This is a genomic window from Cupriavidus sp. BIC8F (assembly GCF_032465815.1).
Lineage (GTDB): Bacteria > Pseudomonadota > Gammaproteobacteria > Burkholderiales > Burkholderiaceae > Cupriavidus > Cupriavidus necator.
On sequence record NZ_CP136095.1, the window covers coordinates 1,647,774 to 1,673,083 of the forward strand.

The window sequence follows — 25,310 nt, forward strand, 5'->3', positions numbered from 1 at the left end:
TCACGTGGGTTCTCCCCGCTTGCGCCGGTTGGCGCGCGCGCGCAACGAGACGAACAGCAAGGCCGCCAGCAGCAGCACGGCGCCGCCGATCATCGGCACCATGGTCAGCGACCGCCGCGACAGCCACCACTGCGCATAGGTCCACGGCGGCAGCTTGCCCACATGGTAGTTCTGCTGCGCCGCCAGGCTTTCGACCTCCTTGCCGTGTACCAGCGCCAGGCTGCCTTGCACGCGCTTCACCTGGTCGGGATCGAGCAGCACCTCCGTCATCGCCTGCAGGCCCTGGGGCGCATTGCTGGCCAGCGCCACCACGCTGCGCCCGGACGCCAGCGGCGACTCGAAACCGCTGAGCACGGCGTCCGTGCTGGCGCTGGTGAGCGACAGGCGCGTCTCCACGGGACGGTTGCGGGTGCCGTCGGCGCCGTTCCACCAGCCCATCACGGTGGAGACGATGTCGGTCAGCGCGAAGTTTTTTTCATTGCCCGCCAGCGACACCGGCATGCGCTCGGCCCATTGGCTGAACAGCGGCTGGTTCTGCGTGGTGCCGATCACCAGCAGGTCGCGCGCGGCCATCTTCCCGACCTGGGCCGCGCCGGCCACCGCCACGCCGGTGGCGGGGTAGCCGGTGGATTCGCCCATGCGGCCCATCAGCGTGAGATAGGCGGAGTAGTCCTCGGCGCCGGGCTTGTCCGGAAGGATCACCGCGGTCTCGGCGAGGTCGGCCAGGCGCGTGAAGGGGAAGCCGCTGTTGCCGAACACCGCCAGGTCCGGCAGCGCGATAAAGTGCGGCAGGCCAGAGACGTCGATGGTGGAGTCGGGATCGATGGCGCCCTTGACGTTGTCGATCAGCACGTCCTTGCAGGCGCCCTGCTTGAGATAGTCGTAGTAGAAATGGAACTGCAGCTGCGACTGCGCGGGCAGCATGAACAGTGGCAGCTCGATGCGCTCATCCACCGGCACCGAGCCGTCCGGCAACACCCTGGCCAGCAGCTGGCTGGCGCGGCCGTCCGGGTTCTTGACCGAACGCAGGGCGTAGGCGCGCAGGAACTGCTGGTTGACGTTGATGTTGAGCGTGGACTTGTCCACCACCGGGCGCGGCGTGTAGCGGTACTTCAGGTCGATCGGGATACCCTTGCTGCGCCAGCCGAACAAGTCCGGCGGCAGGCGGAAGTTTACGCGCACCAGGTCGGGGTTGTAGCCCGAGACGTTGAGGTCGCGCAACTCGACGAGTTCGCCGAAGCGCACCGGGCGGTCGCTGCGGATCCAGTTGGGCGCGTCGTACGGCACGCGCGGCGCGCCCTCGTCGAGCTTGCTGATGGTGGCGCTCTGGCCGGAGAGAGCGCGCGCGCCCAGCGTGAGCGCGCGCGCGGCGGTCTTGAGCTCGGCGCTGTCGCGGCCCATCACCAGCAGCAACTTGGCGTTGGCATTGGCGGGATTCGGCACCACCGCGAGCGCAGGCCCGTTGATGGCCGGCACCGCCACGCCGGCCGGCTTTTCGTCGTTGGTGACAAACACCACTGCGTTGCCGCTGGCGGGCACCTGGTTGAGGGAGGCGGCAAACGATGCCCCGCGGTAGCCGGCCAGCGCGCCGAACCACGACGACACCGCGCCGGCGGCTTCCAGCGTGGCGGCCGAGGGCTGGCCCGCGAACACGAAGGGCAGCCTGAGGCGGCCCACGTCGCGGCGGTCGAAGAATGGCAGCGGCAGCAGCGAGAGCTCATTGGCCAGCGCCACCGGCGCGAGCGTCAGCTCCAGCACGCTGCTGTTGCCCACAGTGGCCCACAGGCTGGAGTGGAAGGGGTCCTCGCACTCAGTGGTGTAGTGGCCGATCAGCTGCAGGTTGAGCCGGTTGAACTCGGTGATCAGGCGCGGCTCGATGGTGAGGTCGCGCTCCAGGCTGGTGCCCGCGGTTTCCCTGGGCACCGGCACGGTGGCAGCGACCTCGCCGTTGACCATGACGTTGATGTGCGAGAGCGAAGGGATCAGCGCGGGCGAGTATGTATAGCGCAGCTTGAGCCTGGCCGCGGTAACCACTTCGTCGGCCCGGATCGAGAACGGCACGCCGTTGATGGCGTCAACCCCGCGCAACTGGAACGGGGCGTCGGCGCCGAGCTGCTTGAGCGGGATTTGCACGGTGCGGCTGCCGCTGCGCGGCGCGGCGGGTGCGGGACCGGCAACCGCCTGCGCGGCAACCGTGTCGCGCAAGGTATCGGGCTGAGCGGGGCGCTGTGCGCCGGCGGGGTGCACCGCCAGCATGGCGAGCGCGAACAGGGTGCCCATGCGGGTGAGTGCGGGCAGGCGCGGTGTCTGGTTCAAACGCATTCTCTTCTTGTGCCGGTGGTCCGTTGCGTGTGGTGCTTGGCGCGCCGCCGCCCGACGGGACGCGGCGCGTGAACGGCTCTGGCTGGTCAATTGGCGGAAGCGCCGGGCTCGGGCCGGCGCAGCAGCCGGCGCATCTCGCGGCTCAGGTGGAACATCACGTTATGGAAGCCGAGCAGGCCGATGCGCAGGATCTGGCCGGCCGCCATCCCGGGCGCGTCCGGGCGCTTGCGGCCCCACGAATCGATCCAGGCGTCGGCGCGGGCGAAGGTGCACTGGATGAAGGCCATCTCCTCGCGCGGGCTCATCTCCGCCAGCACCAGTCCGGTGTGCGACTCGCCCTGGAACACCACCCTGGCGGGGAACATGTGCTCGTCGTGTTGCAGGTACAGTGAGATCTGCACTGGCTCGCCCACCCGGGCCTCGACGCCATGCGGCAGCCGGATGCCGATGCCGCCTTCGGCAAAGTCGATGGTTTCGCATACCACGGCGCGGCCGTCGCCGAAGTGCAGCGTGGCGGGCAGCTTCATCGCCACGCGGTGCGCCTCGCGGATCTGGCGCGTCTCGCTGGCCGCGGCAATGGACGCGCCCAGGATGATGAGGTTGTAGAAGGTCCAGGTCAGGTTGAGCACCACCGTGGTGGCCTCCTGGTGCCACAGGAACAGCCGCAGCAGGCCCGCCACCACGCCCAGGAGGTTGAACAGCAGCAGCACCAGGTAGGGGCGCGAGATGACCCAGTCGAAGTACGCTTCCTCGATCACGCCGCCCTTGGGCGTCACGTTGAACTTGCCGGCCGCCGGGTTGACAAAGGCCACCAGCACCGGGCGCATGATGTACCACGCCAGCACCGATTCGTAGACCTCGTTCCAGAAGGAATGACGGAACTTACCCTGAATGCGCGAGTTGGTCATGTTCGCGTGCAGCATGTGCGGCAGCGCGAAGATGGCGATGGTCAGCGCCGAGGCCTGTATCACGTGCGCGCCGAACAGCAGGTAGGCCAGCGGCGCGGTCAGGAACACCAGCCGCGGCAGCCCGTAGAAGAAGTGCAGCATGGCGTTGAGGTAGCACAGCCGCTGCGGCAGCGACAGGCCCGGGCCGAGCAGCGGGTTGTCCACCCGGCAGATCTGTGCCATGCCGCGCGCCCACCGGATGCGCTGGCCGACGTGGCCGGACAGGCTTTCGGTGGCCAGCCCCGCCGCCTGCGGAATCGCCAGGTAGGCCGTGCCGTAGCCCTTGCGGTGCAGCTTGAGCGCGGTGTGGGCGTCCTCGGTCACGGTCTCGACCGCAATGCCGCCCACTTCGAGCAGCGGCGCGCGGCGGATGATGGCGCACGAGCCGCAGAAGAAGGTGGCGTCCCACAGGTCGTTGCCGTCCTGCACCAGGCCATAGAACAACTCGCCCTCGTTGGGCACCTCCTGGAAAGTGCGCAGGTTCTTCTCGAACGGATCGGGCGAGAAGAAATAGTGCGGCGTCTGCAGCATGGCAAGCTTGCGGTCCTTGATGAACCAGCCCATGCAGATCTGCAGGAAGGAGCGCGTGGGAATGTGGTCGCAGTCGAAGATCGCCACGTACTCGCCGTGGGTGTTCTTGAGCGCCTCGTTGATGTTGCCGGCCTTGGCGTGGCGGTTGTGGTTGCGCGTCACGTGGGTGACGCCCACCTTCTCGCAGAACGCGCGGAACTCCTCGCGGCGGCCGTCGTCGAGCACGTAGACGTTGATCTTGTCGCGCGGCCAGTCCATCGACATGGCGGCGAACACCGTGGGCTTCACCACCGACAGCGGCTCGTTGTAGGTGGGGATGAAGATGTCGACGGTGGGCCAGGTGGTGCTGTCCGCGGGCATCGGCACCGGGCGGCGCTTCAGCGGCCAGGCCGTCTGGAAGTAGCCGAGCAGGAGAACCACGAAGGCATACAGCTCGGCCAGCACCAGGCCGATGCCGAACGCCGCGTCGACCCAGTTGCCCAGGCCTATCGTCTCCGTCAGCCGCCAGTACATATAGCGGCTGGACACCGCGACCGACAGCACCACCATCATCAGGGTGGCGAGATGACCCTTGACCCGGTTCAGCCACAAGGCCAGCACGATGCAGGCCGTGACAAAGCCGACCTGCTGCCAGAATTCCAGCGGCACCGTGACCACCAGCGCAAACATGCACAGCGCCAGCACCAGCGCCAGGGTGCGTACCGGCCTGCTGTTCCACAGCGGCAGTTCCACCAGGGCATTGCCGCAACGCTGCAAGGCCGCCGACAACGCGTTGGGGGCGCGCGTGGACTGGTCTGGCTTCACGCGGCTGCTCCATGGGCCGCCATGACGCGGCGCAGCCACGCGGCGCAGTGCTGCAGGTCGTGCGTGGCCTGGCTGTGGGGGTTGTACTCGAGCACGCTGCGGTCGTAGGCAAGCGCCTCGGCCACGGCCTGGTCCTGGTGGATGACCCCCAGCACTCGCTCGCCGAGCTGGGCGCGCAGCACTTGCACCACGTCCTTGCCAAGCTGGCGGCTCACGTCCACCTGGTTGATGACCAGCACGTGGCCAAGATAATCGGGACGGCCTTCGCAATAGGTGCGGATCAGGTCTTCCATCAGGGGCATGGTGGCGTACGAGGCGGCGTCCGGCAGCGAGACCATCACGCAAAGCTGCGCGCACGACAGCGCCTGCCGCATATAGGGCGAAGGGCCCGGCGGCGTATCGATGACCACCACGTCGTCGCGCCCCAGGCCCAGCGTGCCGAGCTGCGTGCGCAGCCAGCCAGGATGGGTGACCAGATGGGCCTCGAAGGCGGAGCGGTCCCCTTCGTTGAGCGAGCCGAACGGCATCAGCACCACGCGCGAGCGGCCGCGGTACATGCTCTGCTGCCAGGCCTCGGCTGCCAGCATGGCGCGTGCGTGGCCCGACACCTCGTGCGGCGGCATGCCGAAATGCAGGCGCAATGCATTCTGCGGGTCAAGGTCGACGGCGAGGACGTGCTCGCCGGCCATGGCCAGGGCTTCGGCGAGGTTGGCCGACAGCGTGGTCTTGCCCACACCGCCCTTGGCCGATACGACTGCAATGATTTTCACGAGTGTTTGAGCCGATCGAGGAAGGAACGGCGGGCGGGCACCCGCTCGCTGGCCGGAGCCGGCTCCGGACGGCCTTCGAGCCGGGCGAACACGCGCGACAGTTCGGTTCCGGCGGCGACCGGCTGGGCAGGCTGGACCGGGCTTGCCCGCTGTGGCTCGGCGGCCTCGGGTGTGGGCGTCCAGATGGCGGCCGGGCTGGTGGCTGCTGCAGGCTCGGCAGCCGGAACGAGACCGGATGCCGGGCCAGATGCGGGACCTGAAGCGGGACCTGAAGCGGGCGGCATGCCTTCGGGCGTGCGGAAGCGCGGCGCCATCGCGGGCGCCACGACCGGTCTTGCCATCGGCCTTGCTGCGGCCGTCATGGCCGGCGACGCCACGGGCGCAACGGGTGCCGCCGCAGGCTGTGCGGTGGCATGCACCGGCGGCACGAGGGCGGGGCCATCCACCCGCACCGCCGACAGCAGCGGCCAACGCTCGCGCGCTTGCGCCGCGGCGTCGTCGCGCACGATCTCTTTATAGGCTTCCGCCTTGCCCCCAAAGCGCTGGAACAGCTGGGACAGGTCGTCTAACTGGCTCATGGTTCTGACTCACGGAGAGGAGTGCTGTTGCTTGGGGGAGAGTCCCGGCCCGGCAGCGCGGTCCCGCGTCGCCTCAACGGCCAAACCGGAATTCCAGGCACCCGGTAGCATCGATCGGCGTACTTTGGCTGACCTTCAGGGTTTCGGACGAACCCAGCATGCGAAACCAATGCTGGTAGGCCCCTTCCAGGAAGGCCGGCGACCAGCTGCCAGATGACTCGCCAAGCGCCGCCTGCAGCGGCGCGCAGTAATGCCGGATCACCAGCGCGCCGCCAGCATCCTCGATGCTGGCCCACCCCCAGTCCACGTCCAGCCAGATCTGCGCAAGCGCCCGCTCGAGTTCGGCCAGCGTGGCACAGTTGCCCGGATCAAACCGCTGGGCAAATCGCACGCCAACGCGCCACATGAGGGCGCGCAGGCTGGGCGGGTCCATCACCCCTGAGAGTTCCTCGGCCAACGCCGTCAGCACGTCACGCCATTGCGAGGAGCAGTGGCGCTCGGTCAGATACTGCAAGATCGCTTGATTCATCCCAAAGAATTCTGTCTTATAAATACCTGGCGCGGCCGCGCCCGTGCTGAGGCGCGCAAGCCAACTGGCGGTTCCGGCTTCCGCAATTCCGGATTGCGCGGAACCCAGTAGGCGAGCCTGACAGCTTCCATCCGCGGTGGGAAGCCTCCCCCTGCTAAAGCGGGGAAACGCAATTTGCGAACATGGGGGAATCCTGATTCGCCACCGGGCCTTTATCGCCCCGATATCCGCGAGAAGTATGCGCAATGGTTCAGCGCGACTCTTGCGTCATTGACGTCGATGCGATGCTGGCAATCGGGAGAACAGCGTGAACCGGAGCCGCCAGCAGGCGCAAGCACAGCTTTCAATAGATTGACGGGATATAAGACGGAAGAAGGGCATGCAAAAAATCTAAAGATGCTAGGCAGCAGTGCATCGTGAAGGGGCGCGAGTGCCTCGAAGAGATTGGGAGCGGTACTTTGCGCTGACCGACATCGATGTCGCGGCGATCCAGTGAGCGCTTTCGGATCGATCGACGCGCTGGGGCGGCAATCCAACTGGCTTTTCTGCGACCAGGCGCGTGCGCTGTCCCGTCATCAGTTGTTCCGCTATGCCGGCCGGCGGCTCTGCCTGCCGACGCCGACGATCGGCTGTTTGCCGCCGCGGCGCTGTCCCAGGGGGCGACGCTGGGTTATGCCGGTCGCAGCGGCTTCCGCTGCACTTTTCGGCTCGAAGCAAAGCGTGCCTCATGGCTTGTGTTTGCCGCTCGAACGTCTAGCGTGAAAGGATGGGAGGCGAATACAAGCTGACCAACGATGTCTTGACTGGAGGTGCTGCGATGACTACTCGACGAACATTTTTGAAGGGTATATCGGGCGTTGTTGCGGCCGCAGTGGGTGGCATCGAGTCCCCGGCAAATGCACAAGCGGGGAAGCTTGACGAGAACGATCCACAAGCCGTCTCACTGGGATACAAGCACGAAACAACGAAGGTCGATAAGGCCAAATTTCCAAAGCACGAGGCGAGCCAGAAGTGCAGCAACTGCCAATTGTTTCAAGGAAAAGCCGGCGACGCGTGGGGACCCTGTCCCATTTTCGGTAGTAAGCAGGTCGCAGCAAACGGTTGGTGCAACTCTTACGTGAAAAAGGTTTGAAAAATCTAATACGCCTCTATCTCTAAGCGCGCTATCTCACATGAACGGAGACAGCAATGAAAAAGCCAGCCTTCCTCGCCGCCCTTTCGCTTACGGCTGTTGCGGCTTGGGCCCAGGGCGGCGGCTACGGCTCCCCTCCAACACCTGGGACTGACACTGGCAGGCGCGCGGAGTCGTCTGGGCAGGCCGCCAGCGGCGCCTCCGGCGAGAGCGCCAAAAAGGACAAGAGCGCAGCTCACGGCGACGTTGACCGTAATATGGGGCGTGCAGGCGGCCAAGGCGCTTCGGCAGCGGTCACGCGTAGCCACCCTGCGTCGGCTCCAAAGAGCCAGCCCTGACCTGCGGAGGAGAGGGGCGGTGCAATCAGGACCGCCTTCTTGCTCAAGTAAGCACAACTTCGAGTCAAGGTCGCCGACGAACGGCGCCTCGGCGGCCCGATTCACTGTCAAATCTTATTGAACATTTTGTCAATTTGAATCGGGATTGTATAGCGGTGTTATCCAAGCAAGAATGCTAGGCTGACCGCGATGGGGACCAGCCCACGTCCGAGGAAGCTTCCGCTTCCTTCTGTCGCACCGTCGTCGGCGATGCACTGCAGTCTTCATCGCCGGCACCGACATTCGCGATTCCGGCACGCCGCATCCAGGGTGCTGCGCTGCGGCGGCCCTGCCGGCATCGCGTGGCGCCAGCCCGACATAAGCTACGATTATTCACAGACGGCTCGTGCCTCGAAACAGCCCATGGAGACAAACAATGCAAAGGCCTGACCAATCCCAAGGCATCGACTTCCCGCTTGAGGGCGTGCGTGTACTCGACCTGTCGCGTGTGTTTGCGGGGCCCCTGTGTGGCCAGGTCCTGGCCGATTTCGGCGCAGAGGTGGTCAAGGTGGAACACCCCGGCCGCGGCGACGACACGCGCGACTGGGGCATGCGCATCGGCAAGACCGAGACCACCTACTACAACAGCATGAACCGCAACAAGCGGTCCATCACGCTGGATCTGCAGAGCAAGGAAGGCGTGCAGATCGTTTACGACCTGCTGCCGCAGTTCGACGTGGTCATCCACAATTTCAAGACCGGCGGGGCCGAGAAGCTGGGCCTCGGCTACGAACAACTCAAGGCCATCAAGCCGGAGCTGATCTACTGCGCGGTTTCCGGATACAACACCAGCGGCCCCGAGGCCAAGCGTCCCGGTTATGACCTGGTGATCCAGGGTGAGGCCGGGCTCATGGCGCTCAACGGCGAAGCCGACACGCCGCCGCTGAAGTTCGGCGTAGCCGTGGTGGACCTGATGACCGGCATGTATGCCGCGCAGGCGGTGCTGGCGGCCTTGTTCCGCCGCGAGCGCAAGGGCAAGGGCCAGCTGATCGAGATGGCGCTGTACGACTGCGGCCTGATGGTCACCGGCTACTACGGCCTGGACGCCATGCTGCTCGGGCGCGACCCCGCACGCTATGGCAATGCCCATCCGTCCATCGTGCCCTATGGCATGTTCGAGTCCGCCGATGGCCCGCTGATCATCGCCGTGGGCAACAACAGCCAGTTCGACAAGTTCTGCCGCCAGGTCATCGAGCGTCCGGACATCGTCGAGGACCCGCGCTATGCCACCAATGTGGAGCGCGCCAAGAACCGCGAGACCTTGACCCCGCTGATCACGGGCCTGATCCGCGGTTTTGCGCGCGACCTGCTGCTGGAGCGCATGACGGCCTGCGGCATTCCCTGCGGCAAGGTGGCGGGACTGCACGAGGCATTGACCAGCGAGCGGACCCGCGAGGGCGGCCTGCTGCGCGAGATGCCTCATCCCGTGGCAGGCAGCACGCACGTGTTCGCGCCCCCTTACCGCCTGGATGGCCAGCGCCTGCCGATCCGCAACGCGCCGCCGACGCTGGGCGAGGGCACGCGGGCGGTACTGCAAAGCCTGCTGCAGATGAGCGATGACCAGCTGCAGGAACTGCAGGCCCGCGGCGTGCTGACGCTGCCCGAGGCACCACAGCAGGCCTGAGCATTCGCGCCGCGCGGACGGACATGGACGTCCGCGCAGGCCTGCCCGGCAAGGGGGCTTGGGTTCCCTTGCACTGATTCAACTGGAACAACAATCGTGCATACTCGAAATTTCACCCGTATGGTCCACTCCCGGCGTCGTGCCATCCTGGCCCTGGCCGCGGTGCCGCTGCTGGTCGGCAGCGCTTTCGCGCAATCCTGGCCGAGCAAGCCGATCAAGCTCATCGTGCCGTTCCCGCCGGGCGGGCCCACGGATACGGCGTCGCGCATCGTCGGCCAGAAGCTGGCCGAGCGCCTCAAGCAGCCGGTGGTGGTGGAGAACCGCGCCGGTGCATCGGGTTCCATCGCTGCCGCCCAGGTGGCCAAGAGCGCGCCCGACGGCTACACGCTGATGATGCTGGCCACGCCCACGCTGCTGGCGCCGCACCTGTACAAGAAGGCGGGCTACGACACGACCAGGGACTTCACGCCCGTGGCCACCGTCTATGACCTTCCGATCGTGGTGGTGGTCAACCCGACGCTGCTGCCCAACGTGACGGACCTGCCCAAGCTGATCGCACAGGCTAAGTCACAGCCGGGCAAGCTCAACTACACCAGCTCCGGCGCGGGCAGCTTCGGGCACCTGAGCATGGAACTGCTCAAGCAGATGGGCGGCTTCGAGATGCAGCACGTGCCCTACAAGGGCGGCGTGCCCGCGATCAGCGACACCCTCGGTGGCCAGGTCCCGATCATGTACGCCGACCTCGTCGCCGCGCTGCCGCACATCCAGGCGGGCAAGCTGCGTGCCATCGCGGTCGGCTCGCCGCAGCGCGTGAGCATGCTGCCCGACGTCAAGACCATTGCCGAGCAAGGCTTCAAGGGCTACGACGCCGTTTCCTGGGGCGGCCTGCTGGCGCCGCCGGGAACGCCCAAAGAGGTGGTGGACCGCGTCGCCGGCGAGGTCGGCAAGATCCTGGCCGACAAGGATGTCCAGGACAAGCTGCTGAAGGCCGGTGCCATTGCCAACTACCAGGCGCCGGCACAGATGGCCCAGCGCATCCAGCAGGACTATGCCAAGTGGGGCAAGGTAATCCGCGACAAAGGCATCGCGGTCGAGTAAGGGCCAGCAAGCCGGGCACGCTGCAATGGCGTGCCCGGTGCCAGTTGCGGTGTCGAAACAGGTGCCCGACGCCATATGACTGGTTGGCATGGACACCCTCTGTAGACGGATTCCGGTCATTCACCGGCGCTTGCTTGGGCGTCCGTGAATGGCCGGCAAGCGATCTCCGCCAGTTGTGGGCCGGTCAGCTCTTGTCGACTTTTTCGGCGGCCCTAAGTGTGCCGGTCAACGCTCCAAATTGACGCGCCGAAAGATCAGGTGCAACCTTCCATCATCTTCCGCTCCCGCACCGGAGCCCGCCATGACCCACCAAGAATTCCGAGCGTTCAAGGCAAACCTGGCAATGTTGCTTCGCGACATGCCGATCGGAACCACTGCCGATTTCTCCGACGTGGCCGTTGCCTACTGGGATGGCACGCAGGTGATCGGCGCTTATTTGCGCGACGGCGGGCGGCTGGATGAGGACTTCGAGTTCGACGAGAACGCGTGGGAGAGCTGGCACGACGAACTAGTCGGCTGGCAGGCCAACCCGACCTTTACCGAACGCGAGGAACTGAAGGCCGGCCTGCAGCACCCCGCGCAACGCGCCGGATGACCGCACCACCTCGCCAGCCTGTCTGCCGACCAGAGCGGGCGCACGCAAAGGCCAGCCACCGCGCACAGCAACGCGCACCCGAATCGCAGAGGAGCCCTAAATGCGGTTTGAATCATTCTCCTTCGGCACCATCAGTATCGACGGCGTCACATACGACCACGACGTAGTCATCGACCACGGCAAGGTCCGCAAACGCAGGAAGGGCCCCTCCAAGCCATTCCGCGAAGCGTTCGGCCACACGCCGCTGTCGATCCAGGAAGACATCCCCTGGAACTGCAGCAAACTCGTGGTCGGCACCGGAACCGGCGCGTTGCCGGTGATGGACGAGGTGAAGCGCGAGGCAAAACGGCGCCATGTCGAGCTGGTCATCCAGCCGACAGCCGACGCCATCGAGACGCTCGCGGCGAACCCCAAAGGCGCCAACGCGATCCTGCACCTCACCTGCTAGCGCGACCAGCCGACCGCGTCGGGTGACAGGCGTCGGGCGGCGTCCGTTCCGGGCATCCCCGACAGGTCACAAACTCCCCCATTTCGCCACGCGCGGAGACGCGCGCGCTCGCTCGCATCCGCATGGCGCGCCAAAACGTATATAGAAGTAGGAGGAGGTGAGACACCACCATCAGGAGATGCCGCCATGAAATTCATGATGACCTTCCATTGGGCTCCGGATACGGAGCAGCGCGCCGAAGCAATCGAGCGCTTTCTGCGAACCGGCGGGCTACCGCCGGAGGGCGTCCAGTTGCTGGGGAGATGGACCAGCGCCGATCTCGGGTCGGGCTTCGATCTGCTCGAAACCGACGATGCGGCCAAGCTCACCGAGTTCGCCTATCAGTGGAGCGATCTGATGGAGCTGGAGATCATGCCGGTCCTGGAAGATGCCGAGCTGGCCGCCGTCTTCGGGCGCGTAGCCAAGAAATAGACCAGGCGCTTGTTGCATGGCAACGCGACTCGACATGCACACAACCCGGCACGCCTCCCTTCGCGGCCTGAGGCGCTATCCGACTGCTGCCCGGCCAGGACGTTCGAGACGGACGATCCTGGTCGCGCTATTGTTACTGATCGGCTATGCCGCAGCCGATCTTTTCTGGCCATGGCACCGCGACCTGAGCCGCTTCGATCCGATCGCGACCGGCACGCTGGAAACGACGATGTGGCGCTCGTACTACGATCGCCGACCCGTCTCGCTCTTCCTTGAACTGGCGCAGACCCTGCGCACGCAGTATCGGTTTCCGTGGCTGAGGTCGTACGTCGGCGCCTATTACGGCGCCTCCGCCGCCTTCACCTTCAAAGAGGGGAAGCAGCGCAGCGACTACGAAAAGGCGATGCCCGCGCTGCAGACCTATTTCACCCTGATCCACAACACGGGGGACCGCAACTTCGACATCGCCCGAACCACCAGGCTGGAACTGGAATGGTGGATCGTGCATCGGGAGCATGAGCGTTATGGGCCCGATGCGTTGACCAACGCTTGCGCGGAAGCGGCGGCGTCGCTGTACATGGTGTCCGCGAATGCCACGCGCGAACACGGGCGGCTGCGCGCGCAAGCGATGCTGCTTCGCGATGCTCGCGCAGAAGCGGGCGACATGACGGACGCGGACTGGGCAATCATCCAATCGATGCTGCACCAGAGCTATCAGTCGCTAAGCCATGCGGTCTCATCGCTGCCGCTGCCGCTGCCGCTGCCGCTGCCGCTGCGGCAAGCCGGCCGTGAGCTGCGAGGCGGGCGTCGATTCGTCGAGCAGGGCACTGCTACGGTTGCGCCACGCGTTGATCGCGTCCTCGATTGCCTTGATGGAGACGTTTGCCGCGCCTGTCTGGCATGTTGCGGTCATGGGCCCCTCACTGGTGAGCGTCCCGAGATCAGCGCCCATGGGCTGCTAGCGACAGGCGGCATAAGCGCCGTGCCGTTTCGGACTAGAATCCTCTGAGGAGGTGTCAGTCATGTCAGCTATCAAGCGCATCGATCCGGGCCATTCCGCCTATCAGGCCGCGCCGCACAGGACGACCCGCTACCCTGCGGAGCACGTCACGTTGACGGCTGGCTCCAGGAAGAGGCTGCGCCCCTGTGTGCCGCATCGAAAGGTCGGGCGCGGCAAGGTCGGCGTCGGCGGCAAGTAGGCACCTGCAACCCTTGACTACCGCTCGTAGCGCCCGCGCCAGTCATCCGCCTCAGTCCGAGGGGATATGCAAGCTGCGGCTTGATAAGACTGCTGCGGAGCATGACCCGCCAGGCATTGTCATCCGCCGTAACCCAGGCCGGGACGAGATGGGGGCGCAAGGTGCCGCTCGAACCAGCCTATCGTGAGTGCCGCGATGTCTTCCAGGGCCCTGGGGTCTTCAAATCCGCGGCCGCTGGTCGGGATGAGCCTCAATTGCCGCGGACAATGCATCTGTTCGAATGCAAGATTGTTGATCTGAATGTCTTTTGGATTGCCGCTGGCACAGATCAGCAAGGCAGGGATTTCGAGCTGCTGCAGGGTTGCGCTGCCCGCGAGATCCAGCCGCCCCGCAACACAGGCTACAGCGCTGAGTTGCGTCACGCTGCACGCGGCCGAGCGCAGGGCTGCCGCCGCGGCGGTGCCGGTGCTGAGCAGGCCCACAGGCAAGCTTGCGCATGGCGTCCCGGTACGCAGGAAGCTCAAGGTCTGGTCCAGTCTTGCCACCAGCTCATCGACGTCCGATTCCGGCGCGTCGTCGACGCGGCTGTCAGGCTGCAGGTCTACGAGCAAGGTGGCGAATCCTTTCGCGCGTAGCTTGCGTGCCAGGTATTGGCTGCGGGCTGCGCGGCGTTGCGCGCCACCGGCATGCACCATCACCGCGACGCCGATCGGGTTCGGCGCCGATTCGAGCATGGCCCGGAGCCGCGAAGTCTGATACGGAATCAGCATCGCCTTGCTCAACGATGGCACGCCCGCCACCGCACTTGGCCGGGCGCGGGTCTGGGGTTGCGCTGGCGGTATCCCTGTCAACTGCCGGACGCGGTCGTCGCTGACCAACTGGAACTCATGATAGAAGTGCGCGAGGTTTTCGATGCGGTCCGGTGTATCCAGGCAGATGACTTCGTCGGCCAGCGCGCGGACCCGGTCCAGCCCGGCTGGGGTGGCGATCGGGAGCGCGCATATGAGCCGGGCAGGGTGCCGCTTGCGCAGGCTTGCGAGCGCCGCATACATCGTTGCGCCGCTCACCAGGCCGTCATCCACGACGATCACCACGCGACCGCCCGGATCCGCTAGCTTGCGAACCGGCGCATACACGGCGCGCTGCCTGCGAAGCTGGTCGAACTGGGCATCACGCTGGCTGTTGGCGCCGCCATTTGCGTTCGTTGCGTCCGTGCACCATGTCGCGCCAGAGTCGTCCAGTGCTACGCCAGGAGCGATCCTGCGCGCCATCACCAGGTCGAAGTCAGCGCCCAGTGCGTCGGCCACAACGCGCCCGACCGGCACGCCACCGCGCGGAATCGCCAGGACCAGGGCACCGGTTCCCCGATACGCGCGCAACGCCCAGGCCAGTTCCGAGCCCGCATGCTCACGCGCCTGAAAGCGTGTCTGGTAACGGCTCATTGATATAGCTGCCAAGGATCTATTGACGGAGTTTCAGGACGGCGGCGCCGGTAAGCCGGCCCTCGCGCAGGTCGGCCAGCGCTTCGTTGGCCTGCTCCAACGGATACGCGGTGGTGTGCGTATGCAGCGGGGTCCGGGCGGCGATATCCATCATCGCGATGCCGTCGGCACGCGTGAGGTTGGCTACGGAACACAGGCGCCTTTCTTCCCAAAGCAGCTGGTAAGGCATGCCTGGGATATCGCTCATATGAATTCCGCCACAGACCACGATGCCACCCTTGTCCACGGCGCGCAGCGCTTTGGGAACCAGCGCGCCCACCGGCGCGAAAATCAGCGCGGCGTCCAGCGGCACGGGCGACTGGAGCTCGCTCGAGCCGGCCCAGCACGCGCCGGACTGGTATGCGAGTTGCTGGGCGCCTGCATCGCCCGCGCGGGTGAAGGCGTAGACTTCGCGGCCTTGTGCCACCGCGATCTGCGTCACCAGGTGGGCGGCGGCGCCGAAGCCGTAGATGCCGATGCGGTGTGCATGGCTGGCTACGCCCGCCATGCGCAGCGTCCGGTAGCCGATCAGGCCGGCGCAGAGTAATGGTGCGGCGTGTTCGTCATCGTAGCCAGGCGGAATCCGGAAGCAATAGCCGCTGTCGGCAATAACGTACTCTGCATAGCCGCCATCGCGGGTATAACCAGTGAATAGCGGCATGTCGCAAAGATTTTCGTGATGACGCAGGCAGAAGCGACAACGGCCACAGGTATGTCCGAGCCAGGGCACACCCACGCGGTCGCCCGGCTTGAAGGCGGTGACACCGGCGCCGCACGAATCCACCTGTCCGACGATTTCATGTCCCGGGATGAGCACCGGCTTGGGATGGCACAGGTCGCCGTCGGTGATATGCAGGTCGGTCCGGCACACCCCGCAAGCCCCCACGGCGATGCGAAGTTCGCCGGGCCCGGGGTCGGGAACCGGCAACTCGTGAAGGCGCAGCGGCAGGCCTGCGCCCTCGAAGACCATCGCACGCATGGTTTGGTGGGGCATGGCCTGGCACTCCTACGCCGTCCGTGGCGCCGTGGCGCGCCTAACCTTCGACTTCGCTGCGGACCAGGAGCACGGGCTTGCTGGTCTTGGCAAGCACGCCTTCCGACACGCTGCCCATCAGCAGGCGCCGGACGCCGCGGCGGCCGTGGGTGCCAAGCACGATCAGGTCGGCATTCCACGCATCGGCTTCGGTGACAATGGTCAGCGAGATCCGGCCGGGCGCCACCGGCTTTTCATCCAGTTTCACCGAGTTGCGCACGCCTGCTTCGCTGAGTTTGGCCGTGGCGGCATCCAGCGCCTTGCGGCCGTGCGCGGTGATGTTGTCGATCAGTTCCTTGGGGTTGAAGTAACTAGCCTCGAAGAACACATCGCTGTCGTCTACCACGAACAACGCCTTGACCTCGGCTCCGGTTGCCTTGGCGATGATGATGGCCTGGCTAAGTGCCAGGTCGGAAGAACGGCTGCCGTCGACGGCGAGCAGGATGCGCTGGTACATGATGGGTCTCCTGAGGGGCAAGGGCGTGCTCAATGTTGGGATTCGCTGCATTCAGCGTAGACGCCGGCCTCGATACGCGCTTGACATGCGTCAACCTGAAGCGGCCGCCGTGGCGAGTTATTGATCGCAACCCGAACTGGAGTGATGACCACCTTGCTTGGCGGCTCCTCATACCCTTTGCTCGCAGTAGCCTCCACCGCACACGAGGGCGATACGTGAGCCATGTCGCCGCAGGGCAGGACCGTTGATCCGGGTCAAGCGCCGGTCGGCCTTGCTGCCTAGACTGGTCTGTAGTGGAGCAAGAGGGCGAACATGGCTTACGACAGCATCCTGGTTCATCTGGACAGCAATCCGCAGGCACGGCAGCGGCTCGAAGTGGCGGGGCGCGTTGCGGCGGCCAGCCAGTGCCATCTGATCGGCATGTACGCCGGTTTCATTCCCGATCCTGCCTGGTTCTATCTTATGGACGGCGCGCAGCAATATGTTGCGGACGATCTGGCCCGGCGCAAGCAGGTCAGGGAAGACGTCCGGGCGCAGTTTCTGGCTGCAACCCAGGCCATGCCAGTGCGCGCGGAGTGGCGCGCTGCGGAGCTGGGGGCCGTGGCATCCGTGCTGCGCGAGGCCCGCGAGGCCAGCCTGGTCGTTGCCGGCCAGTACGACCCCGGCAATACCGAAGGTCCGGTGGCCCGACAGCTACTGGAATCGCTGCTGCTGGAGACTGGCCGGCCGACGCTCGTGGTGCCGTGCACGGGCACCTTTCCAACGCTGGGTACGCGCGTTATCGTGGCGTGGAATGGCAGCCGCGAGGCGGCGCGGGCGCTGCACGACGCGGTGCCGCTGATGGCCGGCGCACAGGCGTGCATTCTTTGCGCACAGACCGCGGCCAAGGAGGCAAGAGCCGACGCCACCCCGGTTGGCCACGCCGCACGCGTGCTGGAGCGCCACGGCGTCGCCGTGGAAATCGAGCACGGTCCCGGTGGGGCTGACCTGACCATCGGCGAACTCATCCTTTCGCGCGCGGCGGATTTCAATGCCGACCTGATCGTGATGGGTGCCTACGGACACGGTCGCATGCGGGAACTGGTGCTGGGCGGTGTCACGCATACGCTGCTTGACTCGATGACGGCACCGGTGCTGTTTTCACGATGATGCGAAGTCAAACCAAAGAGTGGAATCACGTCATGGACTTCAGAACCATCCTTGTTGACCTCAGCGAAGATGCTGCTCGGTCCGCGCGCATTGAAACGGCGGCCCGGCTTGCCGAAAAGTCCGGCGGCAGCGTGGTCGGACTGACGGCAACAGGAACGCACCTGGAGCCGTTTCGTGGGGCAGGCGAAGAAGCCGGGCAATACGCCGTGCTTGCCGCGAGCCATTTGCACAAAATGGCTGCCGCTCACAAGAACGCACTCGACACGCTGACCAGGCAAGTGTCGCCGGCCATTCCCACCCGGCACATCGTTGTCGAAGCCGAGTCTGGCTGGGCGCTTGCCGACGCGGGCCGCTTCGCCGATCTCATCCTGCCCGCATCGCGCTCGGCGCAGGCAGAAGTGCCGGCTTTGCTGGCCGGGGCCGCGGAGTATGCGATGCTCAATGCAGGCCGGCCCATCCTGCTGGTGCCGGGCGCGTCCGGCCCGCGAGTTGGTGGCCATGTCGCCATCGCATGGAACGGCGGCCGGGAGGCTGCGCGGGCGGTCGCGGACGCACTGCCGTGGCTTGTGCATGCCAGCGCCGTTACCGTCCTGGTGGTCAGCGCTGGCAAGCACAGCGCTGCCGGTGAGAAAGAGGCCTATCGTGACAGCGCGGATCGGCTGACAGCATGGCTGCTCAGCCATGGCATCCAGGCCAATCTGCTTGTCGGAGAGGGCGATCCCGACCACCTGCTGCCACAACTTGCGGCCAAGGTTCAGGCCGACCTGCTGGTCGCCGGCGGATATGGCCGCTCCCGGCTGAGGGAGCTTGTGCTGGGTGGCACCACCCGCGCCCTGCTGCGCCAGTCAGGATTGCCAGTCTTCATGTCGCACTGAGGCGTGACCACCGCCGATCGGGCACTGACGGGGCGCGAGGGCCTCGCCCCCGCCCGGCGGGTTCCGACCGGAATGTGGCAAAGCGTTTTCGAATCCCGGTCAACCCTCCTGTACCTCAAGCCACGCGCCGCCCCGGCATCAGCCCGCCATATTCCTTCCCCAAAAACTCCGCCGTGTGCTCCGGCAGATAGGCGCTGCAGCAAGAGGGGAAAATCCGGTTCGGCGCGGTCAGGTCATGCCCTCAGGGGGCTTTGGGACGCGTCGGATAGCAGGGCAGTGAGCGCGCGAGAGGAATCAGAACCCATCTTGGGTACCGTACTCCAGCTCCAGTTTGACCAGTTCGCGCGTGGCGACGCCATAGCGCCTGCCAATATCGGCAAGCGTCTCGTGCAGTTGCATGACGGGCAGCCTGTCCGCCGGCAGGGAAACCCGGTATGTGCCATTGCCGGCCAAAGGCGATGTCGGCACCAGCGTCAGGCCGCTGCGCATCTTCACTGCGCGGCTCGCTTCGGCCAGGGCCTGTGATCGGTAGGTGCGAGACCAGGCATCCGCCGTCAGCGCGAGCTGAATGTCATCGACGCCATCGCTTACCGGAATGGCGATGGTCTCGCGCCGCCAGAATGCGACGCTATTGACGACCAGCGCCAGGACTCGACTGGCGTCGATCCGGAATGGGGCACTGTCATGCGTGGTCCCCCATGTGCGTAAGCCGAGCGATTGCGCCACCGCAGCCGCACGAGCTGGCCCGGCAATCGCTTCGACGATTGCCACGCTGACGGGCACCGAGGCGGTTACGCCCGTGGTCGACACGACGCCGCGGTCGGCAATGTAGCGGCGATTGGGAACATGGGTGGCGCCGGGATGCCGTTCCCGTAGCTTGTTCCTGTCATACCAGTGTCCCGCGAACCGGCGACCATCGAGCAAGCCGGCCTTGCCGACGACCAGCGCGCCGGAGCAGATCGCGACGATTACCGCGCCTTTCGCGGCCTGGGCACGAATCCACCCGACGATGACGGGGTCGTCGTCCGCATGCATCGCAGGCACGATCACGTAGTCCGCACCGTCCGGAGAGCGGTTATCGAAAGAAGCAAGGTCATCCTGAAGCTCAACCGTCAGCGCGGGCATCAGCGAAACACGCCCGCGCCGTGGCGCCACAGCCTCTACGGCGGCTATGTTCGCACGGTGGAGTATCGCGTATGGGACGAGGAAGTCGGTGGTCTCGGTGCCCTCATTGAGCGCGAGTACTGCAATGACTGGCTTGGCATGGCGCGGCGCCGGGACGGCCGTGTCACTGGCAGCGACAGAATCCATCGCATGTACTGTCGTAGCGCCCATCAACATGCTGGCGATCACAACGAATCTGAATGGGAATGGCATACTTCTTTCTCGACGCATGAATGCTGCCAGCAGGGTACGCCCCCCTACGATGACCAACAACGACAACAATGCCGCACTTTCCGCCAGTGCCACGGATGCAACCGTGATGCCGCGCCACGTGGTGCTGATTGTGTTCGACGGTGTCGAGGCGATCGACGTCGCCGGGCCGGCCAGCGCGATCAGCAAGGCCGCGGATTGCGTACCCGGCGCTTATCGGCTCACGATCGCGTCGCCATCGGGTGGGGATGTCAAGACCAACGCGGGGCTCACCATTGCCACAACAGCAGCGCTTCATGCCCTTACCGGCGCCATCGACACCCTGATCGTGGCGGGCGGCGATGAACCCGCGTTGCGCGCGGCCATCACGGCGCAAGGGGTTGGCCAATGGGTCGCGCGCACGGCGCCCGATGTCCGGCGGGTGGCGAGTGTGTGTACGGGGGCGTTCGCGCTGGCAGCAGCCGGCCTGCTCGATGGCCGTCAATGCACAACGCATCGAAATGCATGCGCAATGCTCCAATCGATGTTCCGGGAGACCACGGTACTGCACGACCGCATTTACGTGTGCGATGGCCCTGTGTGGACGTCGGCCGGTGTAACGACGGGCCTCGACATGACGCTGGCGATGATTGCCGCCGACCTCGGGCAGGCGGTGGCGCTTGATATCGCCCGCAACCTCGCCGTCTTCATGGTGCGCGGAAGTACCGACCAGCAAGAAAGCCGGGCGCTTGCCGCGCAGGCCAAAGCCGCGCCCCGCATGCAAGAACTCGTGGCATGGATGATGGGCAACCTGACAGAGGATCTGTCCGTGGAGGCACTGGCCAGGCGGGCCTGCATGAGTCCACGCAATCTGGCGAGAACGTTTATGGCCGAGACCGGCAGCACACCGGCCGCATTTGTCTCGGGGGCGCGCGTCGATCGTGCTGCAGCGCTACTTGTGCACACTGACTGGCCGCAGGAGAAGATCGCACGGGAAAGCGGCTTTCAGTCAGTCGACGCCTTTCAACGTGCATTCGGCCGGCAAATGGGTGCCACACCAGACGTATATCGCTCGAAAGGCGGCCTTTCATCGTGAGTCCGTTAATCCCAAGCTTCTGCGGCACTGGAGACGCGGTGCTCAACTCGCTCGATGCAGCGGGTGTTGCCGTCGCATCGAGCAGACGTGCGACGTACGTCTTCGGGAAGGGGCCAGAGGGCAATCGGCTCTGTGCGATTGACAATTCATACGGGACCGATCTTCTTGATGCGGAATTGCTGTCGGTGACCTGAATCGAGGGCCGAGCGCCTGGCCTCTGCCAGTCGCAAGCCAGTTGTCTCTTCCCGATCCAAACCAGCCGACGGGCTACTGGCTACTGAGCGACCGGTCTTTGGTCGCACCAAGGACGTTGATGTCCGTATAAGCACTGTTAGACTGCGGACGCCTTCCCCGCACATGTACTCAACCATTCAGGATAGTGACATGACCGAATGCGCTCTAACATTTACCAGTCAGACCGAATGGGAAAGCTGGTTAGGGCAAAACGGCACCACATCGACCGGAGCATGGCTGCGTCTAGCGAAAAAAGGCACCGAGCAGCGAACCATAACCTACGAACAGGCGTTGGAAAGCGCCCTCTGCTATGGCTGGATTGACGGTCAAAAGCAGGCTGAGAGCGAGAAATACTGGTTACAACGCTTCACCCCACGCTCCGCAAAAAGCATCTGGTCCAAACTCAACAAAGACAGGGCTGAAGCGCTGATCGCCGCAGGCAGAATGCGCCCGCCCGGCATGCGCGAAATCGAGAAGGCTAGGAAGGACGGCCGCTGGAAGGCTGCTTATACGTCGGCCAGTAACTCGATAGTGCCGGACGACCTACAGGTGGCTTTGGACGCAAATCCGGGAGCCAAGAAGTTTTTTGCAACACTGAACAGCCGTAACCGCTATGCCATCCTGTTTCGGGTGCAGAATGCCAAAAAGCCAGAAACAAGGGCGCGTAAAATCGAGGAATTCGTCAACATGCTGAACCGTGGCGAAACCTTCTATCCATAGATCTTGCGCTTCTGACGGAGATTTTGCCAAAACGGGGGCATATAGCCCCTAATGGCCGCTTCGGCTGGCGGATTTAACCATCCGCTCGCATATAGATCGGTGGCCGAGACACCGGTCGGACCGTGCGTGCAACGCTGAACAGTGTCATGAAGAGTTCCGGGGCAAGCGTCATGCGCGACGAAGTACTATCAGCGCTGAACGCGGTCGCACCGCTGTCTGTTCACTCGGCATCGAGCTGCATCAGAGCGCTGACATGAGCCTTCGTACTCGTGGCCAATGCGTCAAGGCTATAGCCTCCTTCCAGAATCGAGACGATGCGGCCGTCGCACGTCTCGTCGGCAATCCGCATTAGTTCCGTGGTGATCCAATGGAAGTCGCTGTCCTCCAGGTTCATGCCAGCGAGGGGATCCAGGCGGTGCGCGTCGAATCCCGCGGAGACAATGAGGATTTGGGGGGCGAACGCCCTTAGCGAGGGAAGCACGAGGGCGGAAATCGCGGCACGGAACTGCGCCGGTTCACAGCCGCGAGGCAATGGAACGTTGACAATATTGTGGTTCACCCCTGTCTCGGACCGGGCTCCAGTACCGGGATAGAAAGGCGACTGGTGGCTGGATGCATAGAACAGCTCCGGGCGGTCGAAGAATGCTGCCTGCGTTCCATTGCCGTGATGCACATCGAAATCGACCACAGCGACGCGCTCGAGTTTGTGGACCTCATAGGCGTAGGCTGCCGCGATCGCCGCCTGGTTGAAAATGCAAAAGCCCATTGCCTTCGCTGGTTCAGCGTGATGGCCGCACGGCCGCGTCGCGCAGAACACGTTACGCGCCTGGCCGTCCATCACCGCATCGACACCCGCGCAAGCAGCGCCGACGCAGCGCAAGACGGCTTCCCACGAGCCCGAAGACATGACCGTATCGCCCGCGTCCAGCGGCACGTATCCCTGGGTGGGGGCGCTTTGCGCGATCTCATCGATGTAGTGCGAATCGTGGATCAATTGCAACTGCTCGACGGTGCCCATTGGCGCATCGCGCCATTCCAGCGAAGCGAACTCCGGCGTTCGCAACGCCTGCACGACGGCTCTCAGGCGTTCGGGCGACTCCGGATGGTGCGGCCCGGGGCGGTGTTCGATACACGCGGTGTGGGTATAAATAATCGTAGTTGTCATGTTCGGCTGTGCTCGGTTTCAACCGGCGACGCGTTCCCTGAATCGCAACCGGTGGCCTACGTCGATCGTCACGGCAATCCCTTCAGATATGTAATATATCAGGAGAACGTGAACACCAACTGTCCAGCCGTTTTTTGAAGAGTCGCAGCGCCAGCCCGGCACGGTCGTGCGTTTTGTGCGTGGTAGTTATCGTTTTGATGGGTGGCCCCGTCGGACGGTGGCGCTAGCCGGAAGTGGCAGAGTCCGCTCAGGGGGCGGTCGAAGCCGCGATGGCCCGCTCCAGGTCCAGCCGGCTAAGAGCCGCTGCCGTTTGTGCCCGGCGCTTGGCCGGGGGCTTGATCTTGTCGCATTTGGTCTTCGGCGGGCTCTTTCCGCCGAACGTTCATGAACCGCCGTTCATCCGCGAAGAGAAGGTCTCTAGCCGACCCGTTAGCGCCGCTCAGGCAAAGTCTACGACTGTCCGCTCCGCGCTCGGCATGAGACGGAGCTCACGCTCCCAGGGATGTACTTATCCCACAGCTTGTTCCGAAATCGGTTACTCGGATCCACTTGTGCCTTAAGTGCAAAAAGGCGCGGCGCATTGGGATAGGCACGCGCAAACTGCTCGGGCGTCGCATGCAGTTGATACGGCAGGTAATAGGTGCCCCCGAGCGAAAGCGCCGCATCGATGAGCTCGCGTGTCCACGTGCCGACTTTCTCGCGCTCCTTCGCGGACACCCGCTGCCAATAATAAAGTACGAATGAAAAAACCTCTTCACGTGCCCAGCCCAGCAAGGAGCCATGGTCGGAGGGAGCGTGGCGAACGGAAACGTTGACGGAGTGCGCTCGATGCGTCCGCAGTATTGCGGCCATGCGCAGTACAAAGGCGTCAAACTGGGCTATTGGTACAAAATACTCCTGAAGAGCGTAGGTGCTGTTTCCGGTGGCAATCGGTCCGAGCGACGCGACATCCAGGCTCGCCTCGTAATTGCGCCTCACGACTGGCTGGCTGAGGTAGCGCAGCGGGTCTACGACGTCCTTGCGGAGCGACTGACCGCCAGGCAGCTTAGCTACGCCCCACATGATGGCCTGGTCGAATTTGTACGATTGCCCCGGCGGGACTAGCCGGTCAGAGACGGTCAGGGCCTTGTCGCTACTGAGCCAGGTGACGGAAGTGGCTTGGTCGAAGTCAGGTGGTACCAAATCGGCGTTGTGCAAGACAGCCAGTTTGTTCCCGCGTACTTGGTCGTTGAAAAATCTGGGGTAGTCGGCAACCGGCATGCGGCGTACCTTACGTTCCATGATGACATTGGGCGCGAGGTCCAATTCGGCCTCAGTGATGATCCCCAGCGCACCATAGCCACCAATGGCAGCGTGGAACAGGTCGGCGTTGGTGTCGCGGGATGCGTCCACCACCGAGCCGTCGGCGAGCACGAGCTGCAAGGCGCGCACCGAGTTGATAACTGGACCTGCGCCGACGTAGCGCCCGTGGGCATTGACCGACAGCGCCCCGCCGACCGTGAAGTTGGCGTAGCTCTGCATGATTTTCACTGAAAGATCGTGCTGGTCTATCACCGACTGAAGGTCGCGCCACCGTATGCCGGTTTGCACGCGCACGACCCTTTTCTCTGGCGAGTAATAAAGCACTCGATTGAACTGACGCATGTCGAGGTGCAGACTATGTTCAGTAGCAATCTGTCCGCCCATGCTGTAGCGCCCGCCTCCGATGCAGACCGGGCCGTCCCATGTGGCAAGCGCCTGCTGGATCTCGTCCGTCGTCCGCGGAGCCAGCAACCGGTCTACCCAGACAGGGTTGAGGAGCGTGACGTCGTTGACGAGGACGCCTGATGGCACAGCCCACGACAGCCACGGTCGCAGCGTAGTGACCGCTACACCTGCCATGCTCGCCTGCAGCAGCCTCCGGCGCGTGAGATGGTGCGGCGCGTCTGACGCGGGTTCTGATTGTGTGTTGTTGTTCATTCGCCTGTGCTCCTGTCTGCGTCGCGCGGCGGCCTTTAGGGCGTCTCACCGTGAGCGGACATGGTATTCCGGAGAGCATAACTGAACACGACAGAAGGTAATTGAATAGCTCCGTCGGTTGCACGTACGAGCCGTGGCGATCCCCTAATCCCAATTGTTTGCTAACGAAACGATGTGAACGGTGTCTGGGCCGACGAGTCGCCGCTCGCGGTAGCCGCATGGACGGCGGCTCGCCCCTGGTAAGCGGACCTCTGCCAGCGGAATACGGCGGACTGCTCATGGCCGAACGCGGAAGTTCGTCAGTCGCAGGGCCGCCGCAACCATGGACTTCCGTTTTCGACCCATCTCTGCCGTCTGGCGCGG

General features: G+C 64.7%; 23 protein-coding genes. 12 read left to right on the forward strand and 11 right to left on the reverse strand.

Annotated features, from left to right (window positions below; all coding sequences use genetic code 11):
* From bcsB to bcsD, 5 genes are all read right to left on the reverse strand, one after another.
* Window positions 1–2,322 carry a cellulose biosynthesis cyclic di-GMP-binding regulatory protein BcsB gene (gene bcsB, locus RS901_RS27600; RefSeq protein ID WP_316153702.1) on the reverse strand — a complete coding sequence of 774 codons (2,322 nt, stop codon included), beginning with the start codon at window positions 2,320–2,322 and terminating at the stop codon, window positions 1–3.
* A gap of 86 nt (window positions 2,323–2,408) precedes the next feature.
* Complete coding sequence (bcsA, locus tag RS901_RS27605) at window positions 2,409–4,604, reverse strand: UDP-forming cellulose synthase catalytic subunit (RefSeq protein ID WP_316153703.1); 2,196 nt, start codon at window positions 4,602–4,604, stop codon at window positions 2,409–2,411.
* Entirely contained in the window at window positions 4,601–5,374 is a 774-nt protein-coding gene (gene bcsQ, locus RS901_RS27610; RefSeq protein ID WP_316153704.1) for a cellulose biosynthesis protein BcsQ, read from the reverse strand. The genes bcsA and bcsQ overlap by 4 nt, the downstream gene beginning before the upstream one ends.
* Window positions 5,371–5,952: a cellulose biosynthesis protein BcsP gene (gene bcsP, locus RS901_RS27615; RefSeq protein WP_316153705.1), complete on the reverse strand. Its 582-nt coding sequence runs from the start codon at window positions 5,950–5,952 to the stop codon at window positions 5,371–5,373. The genes bcsQ and bcsP overlap by 4 nt, the downstream gene beginning before the upstream one ends.
* A 73-nt stretch (window positions 5,953–6,025) precedes the next feature.
* A complete protein-coding gene (gene bcsD, locus RS901_RS27620; RefSeq protein ID WP_316153706.1) occupies window positions 6,026–6,481 on the reverse strand; it encodes a cellulose biosynthesis protein BcsD in 456 nt (151 codons plus the stop codon).
* Window positions 6,482–7,298: 817 nt separating this feature from the next.
* On the opposite strand from bcsD, the gene RS901_RS27625 reads away from it, so the two are divergent.
* From RS901_RS27625 to RS901_RS27660, 8 genes are all read left to right on the forward strand, one after another.
* Window positions 7,299–7,613: a high-potential iron-sulfur protein gene (locus tag RS901_RS27625; RefSeq protein WP_316153707.1), complete on the forward strand. Its 315-nt coding sequence runs from the start codon at window positions 7,299–7,301 to the stop codon at window positions 7,611–7,613.
* A gap of 753 nt (window positions 7,614–8,366) precedes the next feature.
* A complete protein-coding gene (locus tag RS901_RS27630) occupies window positions 8,367–9,614 on the forward strand; it encodes a CoA transferase (RefSeq protein WP_316153708.1) in 1,248 nt (415 codons plus the stop codon).
* A gap of 120 nt (window positions 9,615–9,734) precedes the next feature.
* On the forward strand, window positions 9,735–10,712 hold the full coding sequence (locus tag RS901_RS27635) for a tripartite tricarboxylate transporter substrate binding protein (RefSeq protein ID WP_316157309.1): 978 nt from the start codon (window positions 9,735–9,737) through the stop codon (window positions 10,710–10,712).
* Between the two features lie 301 nt (window positions 10,713–11,013).
* Window positions 11,014–11,307, forward strand: a complete 294-nt coding sequence (locus tag RS901_RS27640) for a hypothetical protein (protein ID WP_316153709.1) — start codon at window positions 11,014–11,016, stop codon at window positions 11,305–11,307.
* Between the two features lie 100 nt (window positions 11,308–11,407).
* Complete coding sequence (locus RS901_RS27645) at window positions 11,408–11,755, forward strand: MTH938/NDUFAF3 family protein (protein ID WP_316153710.1); 348 nt, start codon at window positions 11,408–11,410, stop codon at window positions 11,753–11,755.
* A 186-nt stretch (window positions 11,756–11,941) separates the two neighbouring features.
* Window positions 11,942–12,226 carry a DUF3303 domain-containing protein gene (locus tag RS901_RS27650; RefSeq protein WP_316153711.1) on the forward strand — a complete coding sequence of 95 codons (285 nt, stop codon included), beginning with the start codon at window positions 11,942–11,944 and terminating at the stop codon, window positions 12,224–12,226.
* A gap of 16 nt (window positions 12,227–12,242) precedes the next feature.
* Window positions 12,243–13,235: a hypothetical protein gene (locus RS901_RS27655; RefSeq protein ID WP_316153712.1), complete on the forward strand. Its 993-nt coding sequence runs from the start codon at window positions 12,243–12,245 to the stop codon at window positions 13,233–13,235.
* Window positions 13,236–13,248: 13 nt separating this feature from the next.
* Window positions 13,249–13,425 (forward strand): hypothetical protein, encoded by a 177-nt coding sequence (locus RS901_RS27660; protein WP_200872568.1) that lies wholly within the window; start codon window positions 13,249–13,251, stop codon window positions 13,423–13,425.
* 119 nt (window positions 13,426–13,544) lie between these two features.
* Here RS901_RS27660 and RS901_RS27665 read toward each other — a convergent pair whose 3' ends face one another.
* From RS901_RS27665 to RS901_RS27675, 3 genes are read right to left on the reverse strand one after another with little or no spacing between them, the layout of a single operon-like run.
* Window positions 13,545–14,867 carry a phosphoribosyltransferase family protein gene (locus RS901_RS27665; protein WP_316153713.1) on the reverse strand — a complete coding sequence of 441 codons (1,323 nt, stop codon included), beginning with the start codon at window positions 14,865–14,867 and terminating at the stop codon, window positions 13,545–13,547.
* A gap of 19 nt (window positions 14,868–14,886) precedes the next feature.
* Window positions 14,887–15,900 carry a zinc-dependent alcohol dehydrogenase family protein gene (locus RS901_RS27670; protein ID WP_316153714.1) on the reverse strand — a complete coding sequence of 338 codons (1,014 nt, stop codon included), beginning with the start codon at window positions 15,898–15,900 and terminating at the stop codon, window positions 14,887–14,889.
* A gap of 40 nt (window positions 15,901–15,940) precedes the next feature.
* Window positions 15,941–16,396 (reverse strand): universal stress protein, encoded by a 456-nt coding sequence (locus tag RS901_RS27675; protein ID WP_316153715.1) that lies wholly within the window; start codon window positions 16,394–16,396, stop codon window positions 15,941–15,943.
* 312 nt (window positions 16,397–16,708) lie between these two features.
* Here RS901_RS27675 and RS901_RS27680 point away from each other — a divergent pair, with 312 nt between their 5' ends.
* Both RS901_RS27680 and RS901_RS27685 read left to right on the forward strand, forming a co-directional pair.
* Window positions 16,709–17,545 carry a universal stress protein gene (locus RS901_RS27680; protein ID WP_316153716.1) on the forward strand — a complete coding sequence of 279 codons (837 nt, stop codon included), beginning with the start codon at window positions 16,709–16,711 and terminating at the stop codon, window positions 17,543–17,545.
* A gap of 32 nt (window positions 17,546–17,577) precedes the next feature.
* The gene (locus tag RS901_RS27685) at window positions 17,578–18,420 is read left to right on the forward strand and encodes a universal stress protein (RefSeq protein WP_316153717.1); all 843 of its coding nucleotides are present in this window, start codon (window positions 17,578–17,580) and stop codon (window positions 18,418–18,420) included.
* A gap of 294 nt (window positions 18,421–18,714) precedes the next feature.
* Here RS901_RS27685 and RS901_RS27690 read toward each other — a convergent pair whose 3' ends face one another.
* Window positions 18,715–19,797: a DJ-1/PfpI family protein gene (locus tag RS901_RS27690; protein ID WP_316153718.1), complete on the reverse strand. Its 1,083-nt coding sequence runs from the start codon at window positions 19,795–19,797 to the stop codon at window positions 18,715–18,717.
* A 49-nt stretch (window positions 19,798–19,846) separates the two neighbouring features.
* Here RS901_RS27690 and RS901_RS27695 point away from each other — a divergent pair, with 49 nt between their 5' ends.
* Together RS901_RS27695 and RS901_RS27700 are read left to right on the forward strand one after the other, a co-directional pair.
* Entirely contained in the window at window positions 19,847–20,869 is a 1,023-nt protein-coding gene (locus tag RS901_RS27695; protein ID WP_316153719.1) for a GlxA family transcriptional regulator, read from the forward strand.
* Window positions 20,870–21,253: 384 nt separating this feature from the next.
* On the forward strand, window positions 21,254–21,823 hold the full coding sequence (locus tag RS901_RS27700) for a YdeI/OmpD-associated family protein (RefSeq protein ID WP_316153720.1): 570 nt from the start codon (window positions 21,254–21,256) through the stop codon (window positions 21,821–21,823).
* Between the two features lie 220 nt (window positions 21,824–22,043).
* On the opposite strand, the gene RS901_RS27705 is transcribed toward RS901_RS27700, so the two are convergent.
* Window positions 22,044–22,988 (reverse strand): histone deacetylase family protein, encoded by a 945-nt coding sequence (locus RS901_RS27705; protein ID WP_316153721.1) that lies wholly within the window; start codon window positions 22,986–22,988, stop codon window positions 22,044–22,046.
* Between the two features lie 450 nt (window positions 22,989–23,438).
* Window positions 23,439–24,947 carry an FAD-binding oxidoreductase gene (locus tag RS901_RS27710; protein ID WP_316153722.1) on the reverse strand — a complete coding sequence of 503 codons (1,509 nt, stop codon included), beginning with the start codon at window positions 24,945–24,947 and terminating at the stop codon, window positions 23,439–23,441.
* Window positions 24,948–25,310: the final 363 nt, after the last annotated feature.

Bases quoted from the DNA above. Each gene is read 5' to 3' on its own strand.
- RS901_RS27685 (WP_316153717.1), top strand. From the start codon at position 17,578: ATGGACTTCAGAACCATCCTTGTTGACCTCAGCGAAGATGCTGCTCGG.
- RS901_RS27665 (WP_316153713.1), bottom strand. From the start codon at position 14,867: ATGAGCCGTTACCAGACACGCTTTCAGGCGCGTGAGCATGCGGGCTCG.
- RS901_RS27635 (WP_316157309.1), top strand. From the start codon at position 9,735: ATGGTCCACTCCCGGCGTCGTGCCATCCTGGCCCTGGCCGCGGTGCCG.
- RS901_RS27645 (WP_316153710.1), top strand. From the start codon at position 11,408: ATGCGGTTTGAATCATTCTCCTTCGGCACCATCAGTATCGACGGCGTC.
- RS901_RS27695 (WP_316153719.1), top strand. From the start codon at position 19,847: ATGACCAACAACGACAACAATGCCGCACTTTCCGCCAGTGCCACGGAT.
- RS901_RS27680 (WP_316153716.1), top strand. From the start codon at position 16,709: ATGGCTTACGACAGCATCCTGGTTCATCTGGACAGCAATCCGCAGGCA.
- RS901_RS27650 (WP_316153711.1), top strand. From the start codon at position 11,942: ATGAAATTCATGATGACCTTCCATTGGGCTCCGGATACGGAGCAGCGC.
- RS901_RS27640 (WP_316153709.1), top strand. From the start codon at position 11,014: ATGACCCACCAAGAATTCCGAGCGTTCAAGGCAAACCTGGCAATGTTG.
- RS901_RS27655 (WP_316153712.1), top strand. From the start codon at position 12,243: ATGGCAACGCGACTCGACATGCACACAACCCGGCACGCCTCCCTTCGC.
- RS901_RS27690 (WP_316153718.1), bottom strand. From the start codon at position 19,797: ATGCCATTCCCATTCAGATTCGTTGTGATCGCCAGCATGTTGATGGGC.
- RS901_RS27625 (WP_316153707.1), top strand. From the start codon at position 7,299: ATGACTACTCGACGAACATTTTTGAAGGGTATATCGGGCGTTGTTGCG.
- bcsB (WP_316153702.1), bottom strand. From the start codon at position 2,322: ATGCGTTTGAACCAGACACCGCGCCTGCCCGCACTCACCCGCATGGGC.
- RS901_RS27710 (WP_316153722.1), bottom strand. From the start codon at position 24,947: ATGAACAACAACACACAATCAGAACCCGCGTCAGACGCGCCGCACCAT.
- bcsD (WP_316153706.1), bottom strand. From the start codon at position 6,481: ATGAATCAAGCGATCTTGCAGTATCTGACCGAGCGCCACTGCTCCTCG.
- RS901_RS27660 (WP_200872568.1), top strand. From the start codon at position 13,249: ATGTCAGCTATCAAGCGCATCGATCCGGGCCATTCCGCCTATCAGGCC.
- RS901_RS27630 (WP_316153708.1), top strand. From the start codon at position 8,367: ATGCAAAGGCCTGACCAATCCCAAGGCATCGACTTCCCGCTTGAGGGC.
- RS901_RS27670 (WP_316153714.1), bottom strand. From the start codon at position 15,900: ATGCCCCACCAAACCATGCGTGCGATGGTCTTCGAGGGCGCAGGCCTG.
- RS901_RS27700 (WP_316153720.1), top strand. From the start codon at position 21,254: ATGACCGAATGCGCTCTAACATTTACCAGTCAGACCGAATGGGAAAGC.
- RS901_RS27675 (WP_316153715.1), bottom strand. From the start codon at position 16,396: ATGTACCAGCGCATCCTGCTCGCCGTCGACGGCAGCCGTTCTTCCGAC.
- bcsP (WP_316153705.1), bottom strand. From the start codon at position 5,952: ATGAGCCAGTTAGACGACCTGTCCCAGCTGTTCCAGCGCTTTGGGGGC.
- RS901_RS27705 (WP_316153721.1), bottom strand. From the start codon at position 22,988: ATGACAACTACGATTATTTATACCCACACCGCGTGTATCGAACACCGC.